The sequence below is a fragment of the Chryseobacterium sp. L12 genome, from assembly GCF_056133985.1.
Map to the genome: position 1 here is coordinate 34,457 of NZ_JBVYOF010000019.1, position 25,471 is coordinate 59,927.

Annotated in this window: 20 protein-coding genes and 4 tRNA genes; 13 read left to right on the plus strand and 11 right to left on the minus strand. The window is 36.8% G+C overall.

The genetic code is table 11. The features are described from left to right. The first annotated feature begins 2 nt into the window (after nucleotides 1–2). Both AC0NBN_RS11945 and AC0NBN_RS11950 read left to right on the plus strand, forming a co-directional pair. On the plus strand, nucleotides 3–1,961 hold the full coding sequence (locus AC0NBN_RS11945; RefSeq protein WP_160813751.1) for an efflux RND transporter permease subunit: 1,959 nt from the start codon (nucleotides 3–5) through the stop codon (nucleotides 1,959–1,961). A gap of 18 nt (nucleotides 1,962–1,979) precedes the next feature. Beyond that, nucleotides 1,980–3,227, plus strand: a complete 1,248-nt coding sequence (locus tag AC0NBN_RS11950; protein WP_160813750.1) for a TolC family protein — start codon at nucleotides 1,980–1,982, stop codon at nucleotides 3,225–3,227. Between the two features lie 375 nt (nucleotides 3,228–3,602). On the opposite strand, the gene AC0NBN_RS11955 is transcribed toward AC0NBN_RS11950, so the two are convergent. Then, nucleotides 3,603–4,892 carry a DDE-type integrase/transposase/recombinase gene (locus AC0NBN_RS11955; RefSeq protein ID WP_160813290.1) on the minus strand — a complete coding sequence of 430 codons (1,290 nt, stop codon included), beginning with the start codon at nucleotides 4,890–4,892 and terminating at the stop codon, nucleotides 3,603–3,605. Nucleotides 4,893–4,954: 62 nt separating this feature from the next. On the opposite strand from AC0NBN_RS11955, the gene AC0NBN_RS11960 reads away from it, so the two are divergent. From AC0NBN_RS11960 to AC0NBN_RS11970, 3 genes are all read left to right on the plus strand, one after another. Further along, entirely contained in the window at nucleotides 4,955–5,425 is a 471-nt protein-coding gene (locus AC0NBN_RS11960) for a hypothetical protein (protein WP_160813291.1), read from the plus strand. Continuing rightward, nucleotides 5,368–5,799, plus strand: a complete 432-nt coding sequence (locus tag AC0NBN_RS11965; RefSeq protein WP_474468460.1) for a hypothetical protein — start codon at nucleotides 5,368–5,370, stop codon at nucleotides 5,797–5,799. Before AC0NBN_RS11960 ends, AC0NBN_RS11965 begins: the two co-directional genes overlap by 58 nt. A gap of 407 nt (nucleotides 5,800–6,206) precedes the next feature. Continuing rightward, a tRNA-Asn gene (locus tag AC0NBN_RS11970) sits at nucleotides 6,207–6,280 on the plus strand. 113 nt (nucleotides 6,281–6,393) lie between these two features. Here the strand turns inward: AC0NBN_RS11970 and AC0NBN_RS11975 are convergent. Beyond that, entirely contained in the window at nucleotides 6,394–7,344 is a 951-nt protein-coding gene (locus AC0NBN_RS11975) for a 2-oxoglutarate and iron-dependent oxygenase domain-containing protein (RefSeq protein WP_160813293.1), read from the minus strand. Between the two features lie 66 nt (nucleotides 7,345–7,410). On the opposite strand from AC0NBN_RS11975, the gene AC0NBN_RS11980 reads away from it, so the two are divergent. Both AC0NBN_RS11980 and menD read left to right on the plus strand, forming a co-directional pair. Next, nucleotides 7,411–8,301, plus strand: a complete 891-nt coding sequence (locus AC0NBN_RS11980; RefSeq protein ID WP_160813294.1) for a zinc-dependent peptidase — start codon at nucleotides 7,411–7,413, stop codon at nucleotides 8,299–8,301. Nucleotides 8,302–8,325: 24 nt separating this feature from the next. Beyond that, nucleotides 8,326–10,002 (plus strand): 2-succinyl-5-enolpyruvyl-6-hydroxy-3-cyclohexene-1-carboxylic-acid synthase, encoded by a 1,677-nt coding sequence (menD, locus tag AC0NBN_RS11985; RefSeq protein WP_160813295.1) that lies wholly within the window; start codon nucleotides 8,326–8,328, stop codon nucleotides 10,000–10,002. Here menD and AC0NBN_RS11990 read toward each other — a convergent pair whose 3' ends face one another. The 6 genes from AC0NBN_RS11990 to AC0NBN_RS12015 form a co-directional block, all read right to left on the minus strand. Then, nucleotides 10,003–11,523, minus strand: coding sequence for a GH3 auxin-responsive promoter family protein (locus tag AC0NBN_RS11990; RefSeq protein WP_160813296.1), 1,521 nt, complete (start codon nucleotides 11,521–11,523; stop codon nucleotides 10,003–10,005). A gap of 97 nt (nucleotides 11,524–11,620) precedes the next feature. Then, the gene (locus AC0NBN_RS11995) at nucleotides 11,621–12,031 is read right to left on the minus strand and encodes a BrxA/BrxB family bacilliredoxin (protein ID WP_143882813.1); all 411 of its coding nucleotides are present in this window, start codon (nucleotides 12,029–12,031) and stop codon (nucleotides 11,621–11,623) included. 388 nt (nucleotides 12,032–12,419) lie between these two features. Beyond that, nucleotides 12,420–13,304 (minus strand): cupin-like domain-containing protein, encoded by an 885-nt coding sequence (locus tag AC0NBN_RS12000; protein ID WP_160813297.1) that lies wholly within the window; start codon nucleotides 13,302–13,304, stop codon nucleotides 12,420–12,422. Between the two features lie 117 nt (nucleotides 13,305–13,421). Then, entirely contained in the window at nucleotides 13,422–14,309 is an 888-nt protein-coding gene (locus AC0NBN_RS12005; protein ID WP_160813298.1) for a DMT family transporter, read from the minus strand. Then, nucleotides 14,306–14,953: a leucyl/phenylalanyl-tRNA--protein transferase gene (gene aat / locus AC0NBN_RS12010; RefSeq protein ID WP_143883790.1), complete on the minus strand. Its 648-nt coding sequence runs from the start codon at nucleotides 14,951–14,953 to the stop codon at nucleotides 14,306–14,308. Before aat ends, AC0NBN_RS12005 begins: the two co-directional genes overlap by 4 nt. A 59-nt stretch (nucleotides 14,954–15,012) precedes the next feature. Continuing rightward, entirely contained in the window at nucleotides 15,013–15,390 is a 378-nt protein-coding gene (locus tag AC0NBN_RS12015) for a DUF3127 domain-containing protein (RefSeq protein ID WP_089743450.1), read from the minus strand. Between the two features lie 173 nt (nucleotides 15,391–15,563). On the opposite strand from AC0NBN_RS12015, the gene AC0NBN_RS12020 reads away from it, so the two are divergent. The 6 genes from AC0NBN_RS12020 to AC0NBN_RS12045 all read left to right on the plus strand — a co-directional run bounded on the left by AC0NBN_RS12020 (nucleotide 15,564) and on the right by AC0NBN_RS12045 (nucleotide 21,398). Continuing rightward, nucleotides 15,564–15,645, plus strand: a tRNA-Leu gene (locus AC0NBN_RS12020). 7 nt (nucleotides 15,646–15,652) lie between these two features. After that, nucleotides 15,653–15,728, plus strand: a tRNA-Gly gene (locus AC0NBN_RS12025). A 6-nt stretch (nucleotides 15,729–15,734) separates the two neighbouring features. Further along, nucleotides 15,735–15,818, plus strand: a tRNA-Leu gene (locus tag AC0NBN_RS12030). A 200-nt stretch (nucleotides 15,819–16,018) separates the two neighbouring features. Next, nucleotides 16,019–18,547 carry a DUF5686 family protein gene (locus AC0NBN_RS12035; protein WP_474468466.1) on the plus strand — a complete coding sequence of 843 codons (2,529 nt, stop codon included), beginning with the start codon at nucleotides 16,019–16,021 and terminating at the stop codon, nucleotides 18,545–18,547. Between the two features lie 162 nt (nucleotides 18,548–18,709). After that, on the plus strand, nucleotides 18,710–20,827 hold the full coding sequence (gene scpA / locus AC0NBN_RS12040) for a methylmalonyl-CoA mutase (RefSeq protein ID WP_143882810.1): 2,118 nt from the start codon (nucleotides 18,710–18,712) through the stop codon (nucleotides 20,825–20,827). Between the two features lie 67 nt (nucleotides 20,828–20,894). Next, a complete protein-coding gene (locus AC0NBN_RS12045) occupies nucleotides 20,895–21,398 on the plus strand; it encodes a hypothetical protein (RefSeq protein ID WP_143882809.1) in 504 nt (167 codons plus the stop codon). A 44-nt stretch (nucleotides 21,399–21,442) separates the two neighbouring features. On the opposite strand, the gene AC0NBN_RS12050 is transcribed toward AC0NBN_RS12045, so the two are convergent. The 3 genes from AC0NBN_RS12050 to AC0NBN_RS12060 all read right to left on the minus strand — a co-directional run bounded on the left by AC0NBN_RS12050 (nucleotide 21,443) and on the right by AC0NBN_RS12060 (nucleotide 25,378). Further along, nucleotides 21,443–23,827 (minus strand): TonB-dependent receptor domain-containing protein, encoded by a 2,385-nt coding sequence (locus AC0NBN_RS12050; protein ID WP_160813299.1) that lies wholly within the window; start codon nucleotides 23,825–23,827, stop codon nucleotides 21,443–21,445. Between the two features lie 124 nt (nucleotides 23,828–23,951). Beyond that, complete coding sequence (locus AC0NBN_RS12055) at nucleotides 23,952–24,905, minus strand: fasciclin domain-containing protein (RefSeq protein WP_160813300.1); 954 nt, start codon at nucleotides 24,903–24,905, stop codon at nucleotides 23,952–23,954. A 167-nt stretch (nucleotides 24,906–25,072) separates the two neighbouring features. Then, nucleotides 25,073–25,378, minus strand: coding sequence for a hypothetical protein (locus AC0NBN_RS12060; RefSeq protein ID WP_160813301.1), 306 nt, complete (start codon nucleotides 25,376–25,378; stop codon nucleotides 25,073–25,075). Between the last annotated feature and the right edge of the window lie 93 nt (nucleotides 25,379–25,471).

The window sequence follows — 25,471 nt, forward strand, 5'->3', positions numbered from 1 at the left end:
CAATGAAGACCAACTGGTTTAAAAATATATTCAGAAAAAAAGACAAAGAGAAAGACAGTTACGTTAAAATTCCCGAAGACATTCGGTTGAAGATTATCGAAAAATCATCCTTCCAGGTATCTAGAGGCGTATTTTTTTCTACGGTAATCATCGTGGTTTCTTTTCTCCCGGTATTTATGTTGACCGGTCAGGAAGGTAAACTTTTTCATCCGCTGGCGTACACTAAAACATTCATCCTGATTGTTGATGCAATCCTGGTGCTTACCCTTGCCCCGGTGCTCATCTCCTTTTTCATGAAGGGAAAATTTAAGGACGATAATAAAAACCCAATAAACAGAGGCTTGGAACGGATTTACGAACCGCTGATAAGATGGTGCATGAAATGGAAAAAAACCACGCTGGGAATTAATATTTTGGCACTGCTCATCAGTATTCCAATGATAATGAACCTTGGACGTGAGTTTATGCCGCCTTTGGATGAAGGATCCCTGCTCTTTATGCCGGTTACCCTTCCCGATATTTCAAACTCTGAAGCCAAAAGATTACTGCAGGTACAGGATAAAATCATTAAGGGAATTCCGGAAGTGGATCATGTCCTCGGAAAAGCCGGAAGAGCCAACACGGCGACTGATAATTCACCCATCTCCATGATTGAAACCATTATTTTGTTGAAACCGCAAAGCGAATGGCGCGAGGGCAAAACAAAAGATGATCTCATCAATGAGCTGAATGCCAAACTGCAGATTCCAGGCGTAACCAATGGCTGGACCATGCCGATTACCAACCGGATCAATATGCTTTCAACAGGGATTAGAACGGATGTGGGCGTAAAAGTGTACGGACAGAACCTGGACAGTATCGCGGTCCTTTCCGAAAAAATAAAAAAGGAACTCACCGGTATTGAAGGAATAAAAGACATGTACGTAGAACCCATTACCGGCGGAAAATATGTGGACATTCAAGTGAAACGCGAAGAAATAGGAAGATACGGGCTAAGCGTGGATGATGTAAATGCCGTCGTGGAAAGTGCCCTCGGCGGAATGAAACTCACCACCACCGTGGAAGGCCGACAGCGCTTTTCGGTAAATGCCAGATACGGCCAGGATTTCAGAAATAATGTGGAATCTCTGAGAAGATTGCCCATGCAGACGATGGAATTTGGTTCCATTCCGCTAAGTGCTGTGGCTGACATTCGTCTTACAGAAGGACCACCAATGATCAATTCTGAAAATGCCATGTTACGCGGAACTGTTCTGTTCAACGTCCGTGATCGGGATTTAGGCAGTACCGTAGCAGAAGCACAGAAAAAACTCAACAGCATGGTCACCAAAATGCCAAAAGGTTATTTCGTGGAATGGAGCGGTCAGTACGAAAACCTGATTCGCGGTGAGCAGACTTTAAAAATGATTATGCCCCTCGTACTAATAGTGATTTTCCTTTCGATGTATTTTGCGTTCAATTCCTACCGCGAGGCTTTCTTTAATCTCATCAGTATTCCTTTTGCCTTAATCGGCGGCGTATTCATGATTTCGCTTTGGGGCGTCAATCTCTCTGTAGCAGTAGCAGTCGGCTTTATTGCCCTGTTCGGACTTGCGGTAGAAACCGGAATTGTGATGGTCATTTACCTGAACGATGCCATGATTCAGCTTATTGCCAAAAATGGCAACTCACGGGAGACCATTACCAATGAAGAACTTCGTGAATATGTCATTCATGGTGCAGCCAAAAGATTAAGACCAAAGATTATGACGGTTTGCGTGACCCTATTCGGGCTTGTACCCATCCTGTGGAGCCACGGCGTGGGAAGTGATATGATGAAACCAATCGTATTACCGATGGTTGGTGGTGTTTTCACTTCGGCCATTCACATCCTTTTGGTAACACCAATTATCTTTTATATGCAGAAGGAATGGGAACTGAACAAACTAGGGAAAATTGACGTCCTCGACGCTGCCCATTAATCCTTAAATGATTACAAAATGAAAAAATTAATAATAACAGCAGTACTTACCTTGCTTTTTACCGCCACTTTTGCTCAGCAAATGTCCCTGCCCGCTGTAATGGACAGTATCGCAGCCAACCATCCGGTGGTAAAGATGTACAATGCCGAAATCCGGTCAATGGATGCTGCCGCCAAAGGTGCAAGAAGCTGGATGCCGCCCACAGTGGGTGCCGGTTTCTTCATGACGCCCTATAATGCAAAACTCTGGCAGCGGGATGGCGAAATGCTCGGCATGGGTTCCGTGGCTGTATCTGTGGAGCAGATGTTTCCCAATAAACAAAAACTCGATGCCAACGAGAATCTGATGAAGGCAATGTCCTCTGTGGAAAAGGAAAAACTTTTTGCCGCCCTCAATGAAAACTTTCAGGATGCGAAAAAACTGTATTACAGTTCAATCGTCTTGGATAAAAAGCTGCAGGTCGTAAAGGAAAACGAAAAGATGCTGGACTTTATGATTAGAAACGCCGAAATCCGGTACAAAAACGGGCTTTCCAAAATATCTGCATATTACAAAGCCAAAGCCGCCCTCGGAAGCACCACAAACATGCAGCTCATGTACGAGAATGACCTCCGCGTCAACCGGATCCGGTTGAATGCCCTCATGGGAAGAGACCCGCTCGCGCTACTGGAGATTGAACCGGAATACAATCTGAATGATTATTCTCTCATGACTTTTGGTCAGGATCTATTTTATCAGAACAGAAGTGATCTCCGCGGCATCGACCGGGAAATCAATATTGCCAAACTCAAACAGGATCTGGAAAAGCAGAATCTAAAGCCGGAATTTGGCGTAAAGTTCGAAAACATGTTTGGTTTTGGTGGCCAGCCCATGCAGTTTTCTCTGATGCTGATGGCAAAACTGCCTTTCGTATCCTGGGCTTCAGGCATGAATAAAGCCAATATTGAAAGTCTCAAACTGAAAGAAGAGGCCTTGCAGGCACAGAAAGAAATGATGGTGAACGAATACAGTGGAATGGCCTACGGAATGCGCAATGAACTGGACCTGAATAAAAATCAGCTCAAACTCTATGAAGACACCATTATTCCGGCCTTAAAAAACAACTACAAATCCATGCAGTTGGGCTATGAGCAGAATACGGAAGAACTCTTCATGTTATATGACGCATGGGAACAGCTGAATATGGCCCAACTGGAATATTTCGAGATCCTTACCAAAGCACTGCAGACGCAAACTGAAATTGACCGCTTAATTGAAAGAAGATGAGAAAAATTATAATATTCACTATGCTTTTATTTGCTTTGACGGCGTGTGACAAAGTTAAGTTCTGGGAAGATGACTCCCTCTATTAAGCAAGTAAAAAAGTAGGGGCTTTGAGAAACAAATAAGTTTCTGAAAAAAAGACAGTTACAAAAGGTAAAATAATGTAAGAGATTCTATATCAAAGCATTCGNNGAATGCTTTGATATAGAATTCAAATGATTCTTTTTAGAAAGAATTTATAAGAAAAAAGTATATTTGAACATCTGAATTTTCAGAATGTTTCAAAAGAGAAAATGATCTTTGATATTTTAGAAAATAGAGGAAAAAAAATGCAATGAAATCTTGAATCTTGGTTATTTGCTCTTGATTCTTTATTTCTTACTCAGAAATTTTACAGCAGAAATTGCGATTTTCTTCCAGCCTTTGCTGGTTAGAATTTTCTAAAACCAGTTTGAAATTTGCCAGTTCGGGATTATTATGAACTTCGTTTGGAGTGTAAATCTTATGCTTGTAACAAGGTCGATTATTGTTGTAATCTTCAATAAAAAATTTCAATTCCGGATAAATCGTTGTTGAAAGAATTTCTTTGGAACGGAAGTAATACGACTTCATAATCTTGTAAGGTCCCTCCACAATGGAATTAGAAAAAGTAACATCCTTCAAAGCGATCTTTTTGCTGATATTGACGTGGCAATTTTTGATAAATTCAGTAATCGTTTTGTTGTTGTTTTCACTTCCGCCGTCAACAATAAGTTCAAGGTTTTGATCTTTCAAATCAACATCAAATTCATTTTTGATAGCTTGCTTTACGGTTTCCATTCTGATCTTCGAGCATTTCTTGGTAGAAATATCCCAAGACAGAATCTTTCGAGAAAAGTTGTCGACCACGGTGTAAATGTAGAAGGTAATATTATCCAGAGTTTTATATTGGGAAATATCCATGTGCCAAGTCTCATTCGGTCGTTTTGCATTGTAAGAGCCTTTCTTTCTAGGTTTCTTCTTAGGCTTTCTAACTTCTGAATATCCGAGTTTTCTAGCATACTTATACCAAGTGGACTCCGCCATAGAAATGACTCCATCACGAATTGCCTTCCCCCAAATGGAACGGATGCACCAAGTTTTGTGTTTACTCAGATTCATATATTTTTTGAGGATGGAAATTTCTCTGTTGGAAATCTGTTTGGGTCTTCTTTTAAAGCAGTGTCCAACTAATGATGTATTACAAGCGAATTTCCTATCGCTTAACCAAAATGAATATTGCCTTTTTGAAATCATCAAAAAACGAAGAATGTCTTTTTTAGCAATGGGAAAATCTTCAGAAAGATTTTCGATTAGAGTTACAAAAACATTTCGATTGGCTTTAATTACTTTCCGAATGTTTTCTTTTCCAAGAAGAGTAATCAAGGTAATGTATATTCTGGCAAATTGAATGAATGCTTTTCGGCTGAAATACAATCGCGAATCAAGAAATACTTTGGTATCTTCTAAATTGTTCTGAATGCTTTTGGAAAATTCAGATCCAACATATTTTTCGGAATGTTCATTTTTCCAATAATGGGAAGTTGAACCGGGAATTTCCTTGATGAATCGTTGTGGTAAAACTTCATTCTGAATTCCTAAAGCATAGCAGGTTTTGATATCCGTATGATACTTTTTGTATTTTTGCATCGGTGTGTTTTTAAAATCAATTGTAAAGATATGGCAAATAAAAAAATAATTCCTCAGAACAAATGATGGCAAAATTGGTTCAGGAAATGGAAAAGCAGGGTCTTCGCTCAGAAGAGGATATTAGAGCTTTTCTAAACGGAATGGTAGGAAAAAATATAAATGAGTTTAATTTCGGATTAAATGAAAGCAATGAAGATCAGGCGCAAGATTTGATTTATGAAGCGTGGGAAAGTACTCCGAAAAAAGCAAAGCAGCTTATTTTACAAGCCAAAGAATTAGATCCCGGCAATGCAGATGTATACAATTATCTTGGAGATATAGAGAATACTCCTGAAAAAGCATTAGATTTTTATGAGCAGGGAATCAACGCCGGAGAAAAAAAACTAGGAAAAAAATTCATTAAAGAAAATGAAGGACATTTTTGGTTGATGATTGAAACCCGTCCTTACATGCGTTCACTCTTTAATTCTGCAAGATGTTTAGCACTTTTAGACAAAATGAAGAAGCGGCTGAAAAATATTTCAGAATTTTGAAGCTTAATCCTGATGATAATATGGGAGCAAGATATGAGCTGTTCACAGTATCATTAGAAATAAATGCTTTCAAAATAATAGAGGCTCTTCTTAAAGAATATCCTGATGAGTATGGTGCAAATTGGACTTACAATAAGGTATTGTACCATATTAAGAAAAATGAAATCAAAAAAGCTGAAGAAGAATGGTTTATGGCAATTAATACCAACAGGCATGTTCCAAGATATTTGTTAGGGAAAACAAAATTACCAAAAAAGCTACCGGATTATATGAGTATCGGTTATGCAGATGAGGCTCAGTGTTATGTTGCAGAAAACCTTCATCTATGGGAAGAAACAGAAGGAGCTTTAGATTTTATAAAATCGAAAATCTGAATTGTTTTTTTTCACTTACTGCGAATTTTCGAATCCAAAATATTTCTCATTTCAAATGTTTCGAGCCTTATAAGGGGTTGTAAATTAGGCTAATATGTTGATTTATAATAGCAAGCGGTTCGAGTTCTTGTCAATAGGGGGAGCCGCCCAGTATGTGACTATGAATTAAGATAATTCATTGAATATCATCACTAATCGGTTCGAGTTAGTGTCAGTAGGGGGAGCAAAAAAGACTTACAGCAATGGGAGTTTTTTTTATTTTGTTTGTAAATGATTATTACAATAAATATTAAAATTTAATTTACTGAAAGTTAGTACCATAAGCGCTTTGCGTTAATTTTGAAGAAAAAATATTTGCGTGATATTGTTTTTCATTTTATATTTGCACCACTAAAACAATAGGACATTCCTCCTTAGCTCAGTTGGTTAGAGCATCTGACTGTTAATCAGAGGGTCGCTGGTTCGAGCCCAGCAGGAGGAGCAAAAGGCTTACAGTAATGTAGGTCTTTTTTTATGTTCAAAATTAAGCTCGCATTTTTTTCAAGAAGCTTTTATATAACTAATAAAAAACCGAGCGTTAAAGCCCGGTTGATATTATTTTTTAATTAATCCTAATTCTATTAATCTTTCATGTAAAAACTCTCCTGCAGTTGTGTCCTCATATAATTTAGGATTATTTTCATCTACACAGTTTTCCAGTGCATTCAGCGACATTTCGCTTACAGGATGCATAAAGAATGGGATAGAATATCTTGAAGTTCCCCATAATTCTCTAGGCGGATTTACCACTCTGTGAATCGTAGATTTCAATTTATTATTGGTGTGTCTGGATAGCATATCTCCAACGTTAATCATCAATTCATCAGGTTCTGCAATCGCATCAATCCATTCTCCTTTATGGTTTTGAACCTGAAGACCTTTTCCTTGAGAACCCATTAGAAGGGTAATCAGATTGATGTCTCCGTGTGCTGCAGCTCTTACCGCATCATCTGGCTCCTCCGTAATTGGCGGGTAATGAATAGGTCTTAAAATAGAATTTCCTTCTGCAATTTTATCATCAAAATAAAACTCATCAAGACCAAGGTATAAAGCTAGGGCTCTTAAAACATATTTTCCTGTTTTTTCGAGCATCTGGTAGGTTTCTTTTCCTACTTCGTTGAATTTTGGAAGTTCTTCAACGATGACGTTATCGGGATATTCGCTTTTGTATTTTGAATCATCCGAAACATACTGTCCGAAATGCCAAAACTCTTTCAAATCTCCTTTTTTAAATCCTTTTGCAGTTTCTTTTCCGAAACCGACGTAGCCTCTTTGTCCTCCAATTCCAGGAATCTCATACTTTTGTTTGGTTTCCGCGGGAAGATCAAAAAAGTTTTTCACCTCACCATACAATTCACTCACAAGCTTATCATCCAGGAAATGTCCCTTTAAGGCAACAAAGCCAATTTCTTCATAAGCTTTTCCGATTTCATTTACAAATTTCTGTTTGCGTTCCGGGTTGTCCGAAAGGAAATCACGCAGGTCTACACTAGGTATTTTATCCATTTTATAGAAATTTTACGTGGGGCTAAAATACAGAATTTTAAATACATTTGCTGTAATTAATTATAAATGAAAAAATTTTTCTCGAGTGTTTACGGAGCAATAATTGTCGTCTCACTATATGTAGCGTTTTGGTATTGGTATCTCAAGAGTGTCGTAATGGCTTTGTTTCCGATAGTCTTAATAAGCTCTTTTTATGGGATTGATTTTGTTATCAAAAGTATTGCGAGAAACCCTACATTTATCCATTATCATTTTTTTCCGAAGAAGCTACCTTTACAGCAAAGAAAAATCATTCTGGAAAATTTTTCTTTTTACAAAAGGTTGCATCCAAAATTTCAGACTAGTTTTGATCACCGTGTGGTTTGTTTCTTAAATAAGTATAAATTAATTGAAAGAGAAGGTTTTCAACTGAGTGAAGAGCGAAAAATTATGATTGCAGCCTGCTATGTACAGCTCACTTTCGGTATGTATTCTTATCTAATTGATTCTTTCAGAAATATTCTTATTTATCCTGATTTCTATTATTCTCCTATTACAGGAAAACATCATTACGGTGAATATAATCCCAAAATGAAGATTGTTGTGTTGTCATGGAATAAATTTTACGAAGGGATACAATTTGAAAGTAGTAATTATAATCTGGGAATCCATGAATTCTCTCATGCTATTCTTGGCTCTTTCAAACATAAAAGAAAAAACAGACAAAGTATTGCCGAGAACGACTTTAATCTGGGCTGTAGAAAAATACTAGTCTTATGGTCAGATTCTGGAAAAAGAAACTTAATTATCGATTCGGATTATTTCAGGACTTATGCGTTTACTAATCTCGGAGAATTTACCTCCGTTGTTCTGGAACACTTTTTTGAAACACCTGAAGATTTTAAGGCAAAATTTCCTGATCTTTTTGTAATTGTTAAAAAGATGATTAATTATAGAGAAGATTGGTTTCAGTATTAATGAATTATAGATTAATTTTGCTTTATGAAAAAATATTCTTCCAAGCGAAGTATTCAGGTGCTTGCCAATCTTCTTCAGCAATATGGCATTTTAGATGTTGTTATTTCTCCGGGATCCAGAAACGCTCCGTTGGCAATTCATTTTTCAGAGATGGATGATTTCAACTGTTACAGTATTGTAGACGAGAGAAGTGCGGCATTTGTTGCTCTTGGGATGGCAATGAGTGAGAAAAAACCAGTCGCAATTACCTGCACAAGCGGTTCTGCGGCAACAAATTATTATCCTGCAGTTACAGAAGCTTTTTATTCTAATATTCCGCTGCTGATTTTCACGGCAGACCGTCCTACAGATTATGTAGACCTTTTTGACGGACAGACCATTCGCCAAAACAATCTTTTTCAGCAGCATTCATACGGAGATTTTCAGTTGGTAGAAGACTCTAAAGACAATGCAGAAGAGATCAATTCAGAAATTATTAAAAAAGCTATTGAGCTTTGTTTTGGAAAAAGAGGTCCGGTTCATATCAATATTCCGTTGGAAGAGCCTTTATATGATTTGGTTTCAGAACTTCCGACTTTTCCGGTGGTGGAGAAAACCATTAAGCAAAAAGAATATGAAATTCCCTCAGGTCTTATCGCAGATTGGAACACCTCACAGCGTATCATGATTTTAGTGGGAACTAGAGATTATAGTGCGGAACTTGAAAATCAACTGTCGCAATTGGTGAAAAATCATTCTGTGGTGGTTTTATCGGAAGCCAATTCTAATCTTTATCACGAAAAGTTTTTCAGACATATTGACCGTTATATTTTTGGTTTCACAGAGCAGGATTTTAAAACCTATGCTCCGGATTTGCTTATCACGGTAGGACAAAATGTAGTTTCCAAAAAAGTAAAGCAATTTCTGAGATCTGCCAATCCCAAACAGCATTGGCATCTTGATGAAATATGGCAGCCGGATACTTATTTTTCTCTGACACAGAAAATTGAAACCAAACCTGAAAATTTCTTTTCAAAACTGCTGAACTTTATTAATCTTGAACCAAGACCTTTTTATAACCTTTGGGATGTATTAAGAGATAAAAAAGATAAAAAACATCGTGAGTTTTTAAATTTGATTGAATTTTCAGATTTTTATTTTTTCAACAGAATTTCAGAAAGTGTTCCGGAGAATTATAACCTGCATTTCAGCAACAGTTCGGCAATACGGTATGCTCAGTTATTTGATTTTGGAAAAAGAAAGATGTACTGTAACAGAGGGACAAGCGGAATCGACGGATCCACATCAACCGCCATGGGTTTTGCCATAAAAAATCCGAACCCAACTTTGCTGGTGACGGGAGATTTAAGCTTTTTCTATGATATTAATGGTCTTTGGAATCAATACATTCCGCCATTTACAAGAATTATCATTTTTAATAACGGAGAAGGAAATATTTTCAAAATAATCCCTGGTCCCGGAAATGCCAATTCCAATACGGTAGATGAATTTATTTCTACCAAACATCAGAAGAATGCTGAGTTTTTAGCAAAACATTTTGGTTTTTCTTATGTGAAAGTAGATGATGACGGAACGCTTGATCGTGTTTTAGGAAACTTTTTCAAGCCCGACGTTCAGCCTAAGATATTGGAAGTTAATACGCAGGGCAAAACAAATGCAGATACACAGAAAGCTTACTTCAACTTCCTGAAAGATATGTAATTATTGTTGCTGATTAAGCTCAAGAAGAGGGTCAATATATTCTCTGTCGTTGCTTAAACGGGGAACTTTGTTCTGTCCGCCCAGTTTTCCTTTAGATTCCAGCCAGCAATAGAAAAGATTGGGTCTGGCTATGTGAACTACGGGCTTTCTCAACGTGATATTGTTGTATCTTTTGGCTTCGTAATCAGAATTTATGGATTTTAAATGACGGTCAAAAATATCTGTGAACTCATCTAGATTTTCGGGTGCTTTGCTAAATTCAAAGATCCATTCGTGTGCGCCGCTTTCATTTTCTTTCATGAAAATAGGAGCACCGGTAAAATCGGTTACAGAAGAATTGGTTTCCTCACATGCTTTTGTAAGAGCCGATTCTACATTGGTGATCATGAGTTCTTCACCAAAGGCATTGATGTAATGTTTCGTTCTTCCTGTAATTTTTATTCTGAAAGGATCCAGAGAAGTAAAAATAACAGTGTCTCCGATTAGATATCGCCAAAGTCCGCCATTAGTGGTAATTACCATAGCATAATTTTTCCCGATTTCCACATCTTCCAGAGATACCACTTTAGGATTAGAACGGTGGAACTGATCCATAGGAATAAATTCATAAAAAATTCCGTAATCCAGCATCAGAAGCATTTCGTCACTATTTGATCTGTCCTGAATTCCAAAGAAGCCTTCGGAAGCATTGTAGATTTCATAATAATTAATATCTTTTCCGATAATCGGTTTATACTGTTCCCTGTATGGTTTGAAACTGATTCCACCATGGAAAAATACTTCAAGATTGGGCCAGAGTTCAGAAACGCTGTTGGCATCGGTTTCCTTCAGTACTCTTTGTAAAAGTACCATCATCCAGCTGGGAACTCCCAGAATGCTTCCTACATCTTCATTTTTCACTTCTGCAACAATAGCTTTCAGCTTGCTTTCCCATTCTCCCATGAGCGAAACTTTTTTGCTCGGAGTGGTGGTAATTTCTACCCAGAAAGGAAGATTGTCGATCAAAATTGCCGAGAGATCACCAAATTTTGTGTTGAAGTCTGCGTATAGCTCAGAGCTGCCGCCTAGACGTAAGTTTTTGTTAGTGAAAAGCTGATTTTCGGGATGATTGTTTGCGTAAATGGAAACCATGTCTTTGCCTGCTTTCAAATGGCAGTATTCAAGACTTTCGGAAGAGATGGGGATGAACTTGCTTTTTGCATTTGTTGTTCCAGAAGATTTTGCAAAATGCTTGATATATCCGGGCCAGCTTACATCTTTTTGTCCTTGTCTGGCTTTTTCTATATAGGGCTCAAAGTCTTCATAAGCGACAACAGGAACTTTGTTGATAAAATCCTGATAGCTGGAAATAGAATTGAAACCGTATTTTTTACCATATTCCGTATCTTCTGCATGAAATAACTGCGAAAACAATATTCCGTTTTGAGTTTCAACAGGATATTTCATAAAATTTTGGATCTGATCTATTCTCTGACGAATAAACCAGTTGACGACGGTGTTAAAAAGTGCTTTGGTTGCCATTAGGACAAATATAATAATATTTGAATTTCCTGAGCATGATTTCAACAAAAAAACCGCTACAAATTTTGTAACGGTTTGATTATTTCAAGGGTTAATTTTAGCAGTACTCATCATAAGCTGCCTGAAGATTGGCTGCAATTGCTCCGGCAGGATTTCCTTCAATATGGTGTCTTTCCAGCATGTGAACCAACTCGCCATCCTTGAAAAGAGCTACACATGGAGAACTTGGAGGAAACGGAGCCAGGTGTTTTCTTGCCTCTGCAACGGCTTCCGTATCATAACCGGCAAAAACGGTCGTTAAATGATCGGGTTTTTTATCTCCTGTTAAAGAATATACAACTCCGGGTCTTGCTGCTCCAGCTGCACAACCGCATACAGAGTTGATAACCAAAAGGGTAGTCCCTGTTTTTTTTAAGGCATCTTCTACCTGTGCTGGTGTTGCCAAATCTTCAAAACCTTTATCTGTAAGTTCAGCCTTCATCGGCATTACTAAATCTGTTGGATACATTTTTTATAAGTTTTATTACTGCAAATTTACAAATTTTCATTTGCTTAGAGTAATTAATAATAACTATCAGAATGGTATAAAGAAAGAATAAATGTGATATTGAAATTAATTCTATATAAAGTATTCGTTAAATATTTGCTGAAATACCACATATATTGAAATTATTTTATTAAATTTGAAATGATTCTGAAAACAATTTCCATGAAAAGAACTTTATTAATCAAATTTGGAAGAACATTTGAGTTCCGATGACATTGTAATTTCCCTCAGCTTTATCAATGATTTTAGTTTTTAGAATTGCTCAAGAGTATTACTCAGGAGAACATTGGTAAAGATATTACAAAATAACCCGAAAGAATGTTTCGGGTTTATTTATTATTTTAAATTTTTATTTTCTGGGTAAGCCTTTTTTTAAGGCATAATTGGCTCTTTCAATAGCTTTTTTCTCTTTCCAGTCCATGTATTTTTTCTTAAATCTTGCTTTCATAAAATTATCTAGATTCCTCTGAATTGTCAGATTGTAAAGAGATTTGGTTTTTACTGCCCAGGATTTATCCCATGCACGAAGAGAAATAGAGAAGCTGCCGTCTAAATATTTCATCCAGTGCCACCATCCTGTCGGCATAAACAGCGTGTCGCCATGCTCCAAAAAGCATTCTATCCCTTCAACTCCGTCCAATGCCGGAAATTTTTCAAAATCAGGATTTGAAATATCAAAATCCTCCAAGGCATAAGTTGCATACGGTAATTTGTATAGTCTGTCTTTCCACTTATAATCAAAAAGCAGAATGTGTTTTCGTCCGTTAAAATGAGTATGGAAGATATGTGCTAAATCTATATCATAATGCAGAAATGTCACAGAGCCTTTTCCTCCAAAAAACATAGAAGGAAATTTGTCCAGAAAACCTCCCATCAATTCTTTAGGTGAAATATAATCATCCAGAAGTCTGTTAGCTTTTTTAATAGGATCGAAGAAGAAGATTCTTAGATCGGTAGGCTCTCTTTGGATCAGATCTATATAATCTGCAAATTTCATTTCTGAAGTGGGAGCATTAATCGGAGCGGCAGGATCTGCTTTGGAACTGTCATATAGAGGAACAGTAACGTCGCCTACTACCTCTTTCATGTAATCCATCGTCCATTTTTGGTAAGCCGGCCACTTCCTTGCCATATTCTTGATGACCACCGGTTTTCTCGGCTTTAGGTATTTCTCGAAGAAGTCTTCCTTAGAAATATCATCTACTATATCAATAGGTTTTAGAATAACCCCCATTCTTTAAATTTTATGTTACAAAATTATTAAATAAATAAATATCCGCGCTTGTTTAAGATTTTTTTAATCTATGAAGATTATCATTTTTTCATTCAAAATGAAGATCATGCAAAAAGATTATTTCTTTACGACGGTAGTTTTTGATCTTAAAAAAAGAAGACCTGCAATAATAACGGCTGCACCCGAAGATTGAAAAAGGGTGAGTTTTTCACCGTCCAAAACTCCCCAGATAATGGCTACAATAGGCATCAGTAAAGTGACCGTCGAAGCAAAAAGCGGCGTAGAAACTTTCAGAAGCCGGTAATTCATCATCATGGCCAGACCAGTACCAAAGACGGAAAGCAGACTTACAAACCCAATTCCGATCATATTTTCTTTACTGAAGGTAAATTGCGATGCAAAGCCTGTTGATAATAATGAAAACACGGATGGCAAAAATAAAACAAAAGAAAAGACAAATGCTGATAAAATAGTAGAAGGCACTTCCATCAGCTTAGATTTTACTGTTGTTGTGCTTATTGCGTAGCAAAGAGTTGCCAAAAGAAGAAATGCAATCGGTAAAATCTTGAATTTTGTTCCGTCATCTCCTCCGAAAGCAAGAATGCATACTCCGGTAAAGCTTATCAATACTCCCGTAGTCTGACGTTTTGTAGTGCTGAATTTCCAGACCAGTGCACCCACGATGATCACAAATATCGGCATCATAGAATTGACAATTCCTGCAATGCTGCTGCTGATTTCCTTTTCTGCCATCGGAAATAAGAACATCGGAAAAAAATTTCCTGTAAATGCAGCTAGTATGAGCCATTTTAAATGCTTTTTAGGAAAAAGTTTATAGTTGGCAATGGCAACCGGCATCAGGATAATGCCTGCAATTAAAACACGCAGTGCTCCCACCTGATAAGGGCTGAAATGATCTAAAGATTTTTTAATTAATATAAAAGACGATCCCCAAATAATGCTTAATAATATCAGGAGAACCCATTTTTCTTTATCTGAATTCATTTTTTATGTTGATGTAAAATATTTAAAAAATCTTTTTTTGAAATCATTCTTCCACCCAGACTCTCAAGATGATGGGTGTGAGACTGGCAGTCTATCAAGGTGAAATCGCTTGCGTGTTGTTGTACAAAATGTATAAAACCTGCTTTTGATGCATTGCTTACTTTAGAAAACATACTTTCTCCGCAAAAAACATTACCAACCTGCAGGCCGTAAAGTCCGCCAACAAGATCGCCATCCAGCCAGACTTCTACGCTTTTTGCCAGACCATAATGGTGCAGCTGCTTAAAGGAATCCATCAGCTCCTGGGAAAGCCAGGTTCCGTCCTGATCTTTTCTTCTTATGATACTGCAATTATATATAACTTCGTCAAAGTTTTGATTTTCCGTGATCGTAAAAATATTCCGGGCTAAAATCTTTTGCATTGATTTTGAAATTTTCAGTTCATCAGGAAATAAAACAAATCTTGGGTCGGGGCACCACCATAGGATTTCTTCGTCAGGATTATACCATGGAAAAATACCATTTTGATACGCAAACCAGATTCTTTCTATAGATAAATCACCGCCGAAAGCGATAATGCCTTCATGACCGTCATATGTTGCCGGATCAGGAAATGAGATTTCGTTTTTATTCAGTCTTACCATTCGCAGAAAAAATCCTGCTTTCAAAAAGCAGGATTGTTATTTAGATTTATTTTTTTTAATTAGAATGGCAAATCATCATCGTCATCATTCGCAAAAGGATTCTCGTTAGATACCGGTGCAGCAGATTGTGAAGGTGAAGCTTGTGTAGGTTCTGATCCGTTATCAGCCACTTTTTCTACTCTCCATCCTGTAATAGAATTAAAATATTTTGTTTCGCCCTGCGGAGAAACCCATTCTCTTCCTCTGATGTTGATTCCTACCTTTACATTTTCACCTTCTCTTAAAGAATCCAGTAAATTTATTTTATCCTGTAAAAATTCAATGTTAATCGGCTGAGGATACTGTTCCTGTGTAAGAATAACCATTTCCTTTTTCTGAAACCCGCTTGCAAATGTTTGTGTTTCAGAGATTTTCTTTATCGTTCCTTGTAATTCCATATCATAAATATTAACCGTGTAAAAGTAATAAAATGAAATTTAAAAAAAATGGTTTCAAACAATTTTTAGAAAAATTTATTTTTTTTTGAAATAATTCTTGCAAATAAAAATAATTGCCCTATATTTGCACTCACAAAAACGAAAGAAGTTCTTTAAAATATTTCAATAACCATGCGGATGTGGTGTAATTGGTAGCCACGCCAGACTTAGGATCTGGTGCCGTGAGGCGTGGGGGTTCGAGTCCCTTCATCCGCACAAGTTTGCGAAAATAGCTCAGCTGGTAGAGCACAACCTTGCCAAGGTTGGGGTCGCGGGTTCGAATCCCGTTTTTCGCTCCATGCCATGCCCTGGTGGTGGAATTGGTAGACACGCAGGACTTAAAATCCTGTGTCCGCAAGGACGTACGGGTTCAAGTCCCGTCTGGGGTACTTAAAAAGACTGTTAATCATTGATTAGCAGTCTTTTTTGTTTTAAAAGCTTTTGCAATATGAAGCTGTAGGTTTTTGCACATAATATCCGTCACTTATTTTCGTTAGATTTGCAGTTTTGTACAAAATGATGAACTTTAATAATATAAACCGTAAAATGCAGCACGCTTTTTGTTTATGCTAAATGCTCGAAAAAACGAATGATGTTTACCCATTACTTTAAATACTGTATACTCTATATTGCCATCGTTTTTACAGGATTACTACACGCACAAAATACAGCAATCGGAAGGATTGTTGACGAAAAGACCAACAAACCAGTTTCTGGTGTGGAAGTTTTTATTAATGATCAGTCTGCATCTTATTTAACAACTGTCTCCGGAAATTTCACAGTAAAAACAGATACGATTATCTATAAGCTGAGATTCTCAAAAAAGAATTATTCTCTGGAAACTGTAGAGGTTACTCCGGAAAATGCCGCCGATATTTTAGTTAAACTGTCTTCAGAAAAAGTAAGCAATATTGAGGAAGTTGTTATTAACAATCAGAAAACAAGATTTAAGAATAAAAAAGAAAACCCTGCATACAGAATTATGCAGGAAGTCTGGAAGCGTAAAAGAAACAACGGTCTGGAAAAATTTGATACATATAGTTTTAAAGAATACGAGAAAATTCAGTTTGATGCAAATAACCTGGATAGTGCTTTTATGAATCGTAAAATTTTCAATAAGCTTGATTTTATTTTCGACTATGCAGATTCTACAGCCAATGGCAAAATGGCTTTGCCGGTTTTTCTGAACGAATCCATTTATCATAATTTTGGAGAGAATAAGCCGTCTAAAAGAAACAAAAAACTTTTGGTGGCACAAAAAACTTCCGGTTTTCAGGATAATCAGGTGGTAACTCTTACCGCAAAAAATCTATACAGGGATATCAATATTTATGATAATACCTTAAACTATTTCGACATCGGCTTTCCAAGCCCGGTAGGAACAGATGGTTTCAGTACGTATGATTATAATTTGATAGATACTGTCTCAGTCCGGGGAGAAAACGCATATAAAATCCGGTATCAGCCGAGAAGAACTGAAGTATTGGCATTTCAGGGATACTTATATATTGATACGGACTCTTATGCTGTTCTTGAAGCTACGTTAAAATCGACCAACAAAATCAATGTCAATTTTATTAACGCTATTTCAACAGAACTGGAATATGATAATCCTGATGATGAAACATTTCTTCCCAAAAAATTTGTGACTGCAATTGAGATGACACCTTTCTCTAAAAAGAAAACGGCAAAAAGTCTTATTGCAAGAAGGTCTGTGGATTATTCTGATTATGAGTTTGATAAACCATTGGCTGATTCTGTTTTTACAAGAAAAAAGGAAGAATATGATGCTGATTTTGTAGATAAAGATGAAGCTTACTGGAGCCAGGCAAGACCAGATTCTCTCTCTAAAGAAGAAAAAGGAGTGTATGAAATGCTTGATAAACTGCAGCAGACTCCAAAATTTAACAGAATTGTAAAGCTTTACGAAACACTGGCTTCCAGGTATTACAATATTACAAAAGGAATTGATTTGGGTCCTATTACTTCTGTATATGGCAAAAATGAAGTAGAAGGTGACAGAATAAGAATTGGGGCAAGAACCTATTTTGGGCAGAATGATCCATGGAGGATTGAGTTTTATAATGCTTATGGTTTCAAAGACCAGCAATTCAAATACGGTGTTGAAGGTCGTTATATGTTTAATAGAGTCAACCGATTCATGATCGGGGCGGGAACCAAAAGGGATATTACTCAGCTCGGAGTGCAGTTAACTACCGAAGATGGCATCTTATCGCGATCGTTCGCTTCATCAACAGTCTTTGCGAGAGGAGAAAACGCATCTTTAAGCTCGGTAAATCAAACCAGTTTTTTTACTTCGATTGAGCCTTGGAAAAACTTTCAGGTGAGAGTAGACGGAACTTTACAGAGTATTAAATCTGCCAATCCTTCAGGATTTAATCTCATGTATTATCAAAACGGAAATCTTAGAAAAACTACCAACGATTCCCGGGTTACATTAAGCTTGATTGCAAGACCGGGAGCAAAATTTTCTCAAACGGGTGTTGACAGATACGAACATGGAACTTTAGCACCTACTATAGTATTGAAATATACAAGAGGTATAGAAGGCTTATTTAATGCAGATTTTAATTATAACAAGCTTCAGTTTATGTTTTACAAGCCTATTATTTTAGGTAACTTAGGCAAAACTTTTTTAAGTTTTGAAGCTGGGAAAACATTTGATGCTGTTCCGTTAGCTTTGCAGAATATTATACCGGGCAACCAGTCTTACGGCATCGTTCCCAATACTTTTGCACAGCTGAATTATTACGAATTTGTAGCTGATACCTATACAACACTCCATATTGAGCATCACTTCAATGGTAAAATTTTATCTTTTATTCCTTTAATAAAAAAATTAAAGCTTAGAGAAGTAGCTTTTATCCGTGGAGCATACGGATCATTAAGTGATGCAGCTAAAAATATTAATGTGGAAGGTTTTAAGTATTCTGCTCCGAACGAACAGGTATATTACGAGTATGGGTTCGGAATTGAAAACATCGGCTTCGGTAATATCAGGCTTTTGCGCGTAGACTTTAACTGGCGGGGAAATTATCTGGATCGCCCGGATATTTCAAAATTTGGAATTAAAGCAGGTCTTCAGTTTAATTTTTAAATAAATTATCTTTCGCTTAAAATTTGAAGTTTTCTATAAATTAATAATACTCACAAATTTCAGTGGGTATTTTTATTTCACCATTTTTTCTTTTATTGTTGAAAATCAGTATTGATATATTCTTTCAAAATTGCTTATTTTTAAAATCTTAAATCTGAACTCATGCGAAAGGAAATTAAAAATAAAATTCCGCAATTTAATATACCTGAAACACAGCAAACTATCTATCCTTTTGAGAAAGACGGATTAGAATTAAAATCAAGATATATCAGCGAAGATATAAAAGATAAAAGCATTGCAGAAAGTTCTCCGGGAATTGAACCGTATCTTCGTGGTCCATATTCTACGATGTACGTTCAAAAACCCTGGACCATCCGTCAATATGCAGGTTTTTCTACAGCTGAAGAATCCAATGCATTTTACAGACGAAATCTCGCTGCCGGACAAAAAGGACTTTCAGTAGCCTTCGATCTGGCAACACACAGAGGTTATGATTCAGACCACGCAAGAGTGGTTGGTGATGTCGGGAAAGCAGGTGTTGCAATTGATTCTGTCGAAGATATGAAAATCCTTTTCGACCAGATTCCTTTAGATGAAATTTCAGTTTCAATGACAATGAACGGTGCCGTTTTGCCGATTTTGTCTTTTTATATTGTGGCAGCAGAAGAGCAGGGTGTTTCTCAGGATAAATTGTCAGGTACGATTCAGAATGATATTCTGAAAGAATTTATGGTGCGGAACACCTACATTTATCCGCCAACACCGTCAATGAAAATTATTGCTGATATTTTTGAATACACTTCCAGAAATATTCCGAAATTCAATTCGATTTCTATTTCAGGCTATCATATGCAGGAAGCGGGTGCTACGCCGGTTCTGGAAATGGCTTATACGTTAGCCGATGGTCTGGAATATGTAAGAACAGGAATAAAAGCAGGAATGAACGTGGATGATTTTGCACCGAGATTATCCTTTTTTTGGGCTATCGGGATGAATCATTTTATGGAAATTGCCAAGATGCGTGCAGCAAGATATATTTGGACAAATCTTTTAAAACAGTTTAATCCTCAAAATCCTAAATCTTTAGCTTTAAGAACGCATTCGCAGACTTCTGGTTGGTCTTTAACCGAACAGGAGCCCTTTAATAATATAACCAGAACTGCTATTGAAGCGTTGTCTTCAGCCTTGGGTGGAACACAATCTTTACATACGAATGCTTTGGATGAAGCCATTGCTTTGCCTACAGATTATTCGGCAAAAATTGCAAGAAATACTCAAATCATTCTTCAGCAGGAAAGCGGCATTTGTGATGTTGTGGATCCAATGGGCGGAAGTAATCTTGTCGAATCTCTCACACAACAGATGATTGAAGAAGCAATGAAATATATTGATGAGGTAGAAAAAGAAGGCGGGATGACCAAAGCCATCGAAGCTGGGATTCCGAAAATGAGAATTGAGGAAGCTGCCGCCAGAAAACAGGCAAAAATTGACAGCGGAGAAGAGTTTATCATCGGGGTAAATTCTTTTAAATCTTCATTAGAACAAAATCCGATCGAAATTCTTGATATTGACAATACTGAAGTCCGCAGAAAGCAGATTGAAAGATTAGAAAAAATAAAGTCTGAAAGAGATTCTTTAAAAGTTGAAGAAATATTAAATCAAATCCGTGAAACGGCAAGAACCGGCAGTGGAAATCTTTTGGAGCTTTGTGTTGAGGCCGCAAGAAGAAGGGTGACTTTAGGTGAAATGAGTGATGCGATGGAAGAAAGTTTCGGACGTTATAAAGCCAATATCAGAACTATACAAGGTGTTTACGCAATGAATGCAGGTAAAAACGAATACTTCGGAAAAGCGCTCGCACTTACTCAGAAATTTGAGGAAGAAGAGGGCAGAAGACCAAGAATTATGGTTGCTAAAATGGGGCAGGACGGTCATGACAGAGGTGCCAAAGTAGTGGCAACAGCGTTTGCTGATATGGGATTTGATGTGGATGTTGCTCCGCTATTCCAGACTCCGGAGGAAGTTGCTAAACAGGCGGTTGAAAATGATATTCATATTTTAGGTGTTTCTTCTTTAGCAGCAGGTCACAAAACTCTGGTTCCGCAGGTTGTTGAGGAGCTGAAAAAATTGGGTGCAGATGATATTACGATTGTAGTCGGAGGAGTAATTCCGCAACAAGATTATGAGTTTTTATATGCCAATGGAGCAGATTTTATCTTCGGACCAGGAACCAATCTTCCTAAATGTGCAGTAGATATTTTAAATAGGTTTTTAGATTAAAATGTGATTAGAATCTGATAAGTTGCACAGCTTTTGTACTCTAAGTCATAATCAAAAACAAAATATTATGGCTTATACAGTAATTTCAGTGTTTCCTTCAACTGTAAACTCGGAGGATATTATTTCAAAACTGCATAATCTTGGAATTAATAATGATGATATTATCGTTTCGAGATCCAATGTAGAAAATACCGAAACGGATCACCAATATGAAGAGGATGAAAATACAAAAAACTTTTGGGATCATATGTTTGTCAATGACAATGAGCTTTTACATGCTTATAAAACCAAAAGTATTGGAAGCATTAATATAATAGTCTACGCCAATACATTTGAGCAGGCTCAGAAAGCAAAAGCAACTTTAGATGATAATGGAGCTATTGAAGTGTACAAAAAAGAAGACGAAAGCAGAGTCGAAAATAATAATTCAGATCTTCCGCAAGATGTTTATAACGGAATCATCGCTAAGGCGAGACACAATCTCTACTTTTTAGGATCGGAGCGTGTTTATCACTCTAATGTAATAAAAGGAATGGATGATCCTATGGATGATTTAGGATCTAAAGACTAAATAAAAAAGGTGCTGACAAAATCTGTCAGCGCCTTTTTTAGTATTTAAAATTCAAAAATAAGTCCGAAATAGGGAAGCGGTGTATTCCTGTCCTGCTTTCCGGTTTCCAGAAGATAGGTTTGCTGATCTTGAGGAGCAGAAGGATTACTGATGATTCCGTTGTAATTTTCATCACGCTGAAGATTTACGACTGGCAGATTACTAGGACTTTCAGAACCATAAATGTTTACAACATCTACATAAGCAGTTAGCTGCCATTTTTTAAAAATCCATTTTTTCTCTGCACGAATATCCAGCTGATGCGCTACATTTCCTCTTAATGAATTAAGTTGAGCGAAATTCTGAAGCGGACCATTATTGATATTCCAGATGTTTACGAAAGCACTTCTCTGCAAGTCATACGGTGTTTCAGGGAGTCCGCTCTGTAAACGAAATCTTGCACCGATGTTCCAGTTCTTATTGAAATATTTTCCGGTTGTTAACGTCAAAATATGTCGGCTGTCCCACGAGGAAGGCAGCAGATTTTCATTCACATTACTAAATTTTGAATATCCGAAAGTATAGGCAGCAATACCGTAAAAATTATTAAGTGTTCTTTTTTGAGCCAATACTTCAAACCCATAGGTTTCTCCGCTGCCTCTTGAATCCAGAGGTTCATTTCCTACTACCCCAAAATCAGCACCAATGTTTGCAATACTGATCTGATTTCTCAGTGAGAAAGGATAATTTTTGTAGCGCTTGTAATACCCTTCAAGGGTAATTCTCAGATTATTTTTACCGTTAAATTCAAAACCACCTACTAAATGTGAATTTTTGATATAGCTTAAGGTATTTTTGTTGGTGAAGTTTCCGTTTTCAGAAAAGCCCAAAGCCGTGTAAGCCGGAAGCTGATAAAAGATTCCTGAATTAAAATTAAATGCAAACTGCGGCGCAAAACGATAGCTCAATGATAATCTCGGCGAAAATTGCTCAAGCGGATTATTGGTCTTATCAGAATAATTACTTGCATCAAAACGTGTTCCTGCAGAAATCTGAACTTTCTCGTCAAAGAACTTTTTTGCTGCCTGAATATAAACTCCGTATTGCATTACATTAAGATTTACATCAAGATTATCAAAATTAACGGCATTTTGAGTGACATTCTTTATGGTGGAATTATTTTTGTAAGTGGCAAAATTCAAATTGGTTCCGAAGCTTACCTGAACATCTTTAATGCTTAGGTTCCGGTCTATACGCAACTTGTTTTCTATTTCCTGAGATTTGTAATCGTACAATAGGTTTTCAGGAGTTTCAATATTCCTAAAATATTTTATTGCCTGATTATCAAGTGTATTTCTGCTTACCGTAAACAGCCAGTTGCCATTTTCAGCAAGATGTCTGTAGCCGGCTCCTACCGTGTAGTTCCATTGAGGAGATTTTGGAAGACGTTCTATTAAGGTAAGGTTCGTTAATGTTTTTTCTGCGTTATTATTAAATTCAAAACGGTCTATTGCTCCAATTCCGATAAAATATAATTCATCACCGCTTTTATATTTTTTAGCAACTTTAAAATTAGCATCATAATAAGAAGGCAAAAATGGCAATCCGATTGCTTTGAATAGTAATTGTAAGTTAGATTTTCTCACGGAAAAAAGTCCGCTCCAGCTTTGATCTTTACTCAACGGTCCGTCTGCCATCAACTGAAGATCATCCAGACCGACAATTGCTTTGTAGCCCAATTTATCTTTTCTTGCCTGCTTCAGATTGAATTCGAAGAGAGAAGACAAAACACCATTTCGTCTTGCCGGAAAAGCACCGCTGTAAAAATCAACATCTTTGATGAAATCTACAGTAATAATTCCTCTGGGTCCGCCACTTGCACCCTGCGTCTGGAAATGGTTGATGACCGGGACTTCTATTCCGTCGATATAAAATTTATTTTCAGCAGAGCTTCCACCTCTAATGAAAAGATCATTTCTGAAAGTAGCCGTACTTCCCACACCCGGAAAACTTAGGATGGCTCTGGAAACATCACGGTTAGATCCTGCATTTTTCTGGATTTCCTCGCTCGTTATATTTCTAAGCGAAATAGGGCTTTCTGCAGTGGTTTTATAGACTTTTTTACTGATAACGACTTCTTCAATCTTTTGTTCAGTTTTTTGAAGCCCGATTGAAAAACTCAGGTTCTGATTGGGAACTATGCTGATGTCGTTTAGAAACCCTGTTGCATGATTTTCGGAAGTAATCTCGAATGAGTAATTTCCAGGCTGCAGTTCAGAAATCTGCACATTACCTGTTCCGGAAACAGTCCTGTCAGAATTTTGTACTTTTATAATCACTTCGAGAGGTTTTTTAGTGAAATCATCATATACAGTAATGTTCACACTTCCCGTTTGGGCATATAGTAAAGTTGTAATACAGAAGAGTAGTAAAGTCAGTGCTGATTTCATTTAGTTTTTTTGCAAAGTTAATCATCAATTATTGTAAATTCTGGTTATTTCTTTTTAAACTGCAAAAGAGACTGCATTCTATTAAAAATGCAGCCTCCTAAAAACCAAAATTTGCGAGTATTATTTAGGGTAATAAAACCTTATCAATTGCATGGATAATTCCGTTGGAACATTGTACATCAGTAGCAATAATATTTGATACTCTTGCTCTTGCATCTGTAATTTTTGCTCCTCCTGTTGTTGTAATGGTAAATGAGCCACCTTGGTAGGTATTTACATTCATATTGTTAGTAAGATTATTAGATCCCACGTTAGCACCGGTTACTACGTGGTACTTCAATGTGTTTTCTAATGTTGGGGTGTTAATAGCTGCCAGATTAGGTGCGTTTAGTTCTGTAAGGAGAGAGGTAAATGCGGCATTAGTAGGAGCAAAAACTGTAAACGGTGAATTAGCAGTTCCGCTTAGAATCCCTACAAAATTTGGCATATCATTTCGGGTAAGAGCAGTAACTAAGGTACTGAAGTTTGGATTTGCTGTAGCATGAGTAACGATAGTAGGAAGACCAATTACTGCATCAACTTTATGAATAACCCCATTGTTTGCATCAATATCAGTTGCGGTCACGTTAGAAATTCCATTAATTTTTACCCCACCTGTAGTGTTGATAAACATGCTTAGATTTCTTGTTGAAGAAGCCGCTCCTTTAGCAAGGGTAGAAACATATCCAGTTGTCACATTGGCAGCTTTTACTTCTGTTGAAAGTACGTGATTCAAAAGAATTTCCTTTAATGCATCTACTGGAACTGCATTCAGGTTACTGAATCCGTTTGTCTGTAAAAATGAATTAAAAGCAGCATTCGAAGGAGCAAAAACAGTATAATTTCCGCTTTGGCTAAGGGTGGCAGAAAGACCGGCTCTGTCTACAGCCGCTTTCAGGTTTGATAAATCTGCATCAGCAGCAAGAAATTCATAAATGTTTTCTGGAGCTTGCATTTTTGTATCATCATCATCACTGCAAGAGGTCAAGACAACAGCTGAAATTCCTGCAATTAAAAAAGGTTTCATAAAATTTTTCATAACGTGTAGTTTAAGTTATTTTGTCAAAAATTAATATCAAATTATATACCACATATTTAAAAATAGTATAAAATATTACTATATAATTTTTTTATGCCCATTATAAAAAATTTATATATATTTGCAATTCAATTAAGTCTAACCATTAAAAAACAACGAAGTAATGTTCAAATACAATCAACATTCATCTGTAGGATTGCCTTTTGCAAAGGCGAGGCTTCGTGGTTTGGTACATTCATAGAATAACAGTATATTAAAATATCAAAACCCGAAGTCGTAAGATTTTCGGGTTTTTTATTGCGCAATATTTCAAACTCAAACAGTTTTCCCGAAATCTTTTTTATCAGGAGCTTAATCCCGCTTTCCGCTGTATCTTTTTCGCCAACGCTTTCTTCAAGCCGTCGCAGAAAAAGGATGTCGCTGCAAAACGAAGTTTCGACGATTCTATAAATAAAATATAAATTAAGAGTCAATCGGGGCTAAAATAAAGCTCTGCAAAAACCTCGGTGGTTTCCAAAACCTATGAGGTTTAATTAAATCAACTAAAAATTTAGTTGATAAAAATA

Excerpts from the sequence above, each read along its gene's own strand:
- AC0NBN_RS11945 (WP_160813751.1), top strand. The coding sequence starts at position 3 with ATGAAGACCAACTGGTTTAAAAATATATTCAGAAAAAAAGACAAAGAG.
- AC0NBN_RS11950 (WP_160813750.1), top strand. The coding sequence starts at position 1,980 with ATGAAAAAATTAATAATAACAGCAGTACTTACCTTGCTTTTTACCGCC.
- AC0NBN_RS11955 (WP_160813290.1), bottom strand. The coding sequence starts at position 4,892 with ATGCAAAAATACAAAAAGTATCATACGGATATCAAAACCTGCTATGCT.
- AC0NBN_RS11960 (WP_160813291.1), top strand. The coding sequence starts at position 4,955 with ATGATGGCAAAATTGGTTCAGGAAATGGAAAAGCAGGGTCTTCGCTCA.
- AC0NBN_RS11965 (WP_474468460.1), top strand. The coding sequence starts at position 5,368 with ATGTTTAGCACTTTTAGACAAAATGAAGAAGCGGCTGAAAAATATTTC.
- AC0NBN_RS11975 (WP_160813293.1), bottom strand. The coding sequence starts at position 7,344 with ATGGATAAAATACCTAGTGTAGACCTGCGTGATTTCCTTTCGGACAAC.
- AC0NBN_RS11980 (WP_160813294.1), top strand. The coding sequence starts at position 7,411 with ATGAAAAAATTTTTCTCGAGTGTTTACGGAGCAATAATTGTCGTCTCA.
- menD (WP_160813295.1), top strand. The coding sequence starts at position 8,326 with ATGAAAAAATATTCTTCCAAGCGAAGTATTCAGGTGCTTGCCAATCTT.
- AC0NBN_RS11990 (WP_160813296.1), bottom strand. The coding sequence starts at position 11,523 with ATGGCAACCAAAGCACTTTTTAACACCGTCGTCAACTGGTTTATTCGT.
- AC0NBN_RS11995 (WP_143882813.1), bottom strand. The coding sequence starts at position 12,031 with ATGTATCCAACAGATTTAGTAATGCCGATGAAGGCTGAACTTACAGAT.
- AC0NBN_RS12000 (WP_160813297.1), bottom strand. The coding sequence starts at position 13,304 with ATGGGGGTTATTCTAAAACCTATTGATATAGTAGATGATATTTCTAAG.
- AC0NBN_RS12005 (WP_160813298.1), bottom strand. The coding sequence starts at position 14,309 with ATGAATTCAGATAAAGAAAAATGGGTTCTCCTGATATTATTAAGCATT.
- aat (WP_143883790.1), bottom strand. The coding sequence starts at position 14,953 with ATGGTAAGACTGAATAAAAACGAAATCTCATTTCCTGATCCGGCAACA.
- AC0NBN_RS12015 (WP_089743450.1), bottom strand. The coding sequence starts at position 15,390 with ATGGAATTACAAGGAACGATAAAGAAAATCTCTGAAACACAAACATTT.
- AC0NBN_RS12035 (WP_474468466.1), top strand. The coding sequence starts at position 16,019 with ATGATGTTTACCCATTACTTTAAATACTGTATACTCTATATTGCCATC.
- scpA (WP_143882810.1), top strand. The coding sequence starts at position 18,710 with ATGCGAAAGGAAATTAAAAATAAAATTCCGCAATTTAATATACCTGAA.
- AC0NBN_RS12045 (WP_143882809.1), top strand. The coding sequence starts at position 20,895 with ATGGCTTATACAGTAATTTCAGTGTTTCCTTCAACTGTAAACTCGGAG.
- AC0NBN_RS12050 (WP_160813299.1), bottom strand. The coding sequence starts at position 23,827 with ATGAAATCAGCACTGACTTTACTACTCTTCTGTATTACAACTTTACTA.
- AC0NBN_RS12055 (WP_160813300.1), bottom strand. The coding sequence starts at position 24,905 with ATGAAAAATTTTATGAAACCTTTTTTAATTGCAGGAATTTCAGCTGTT.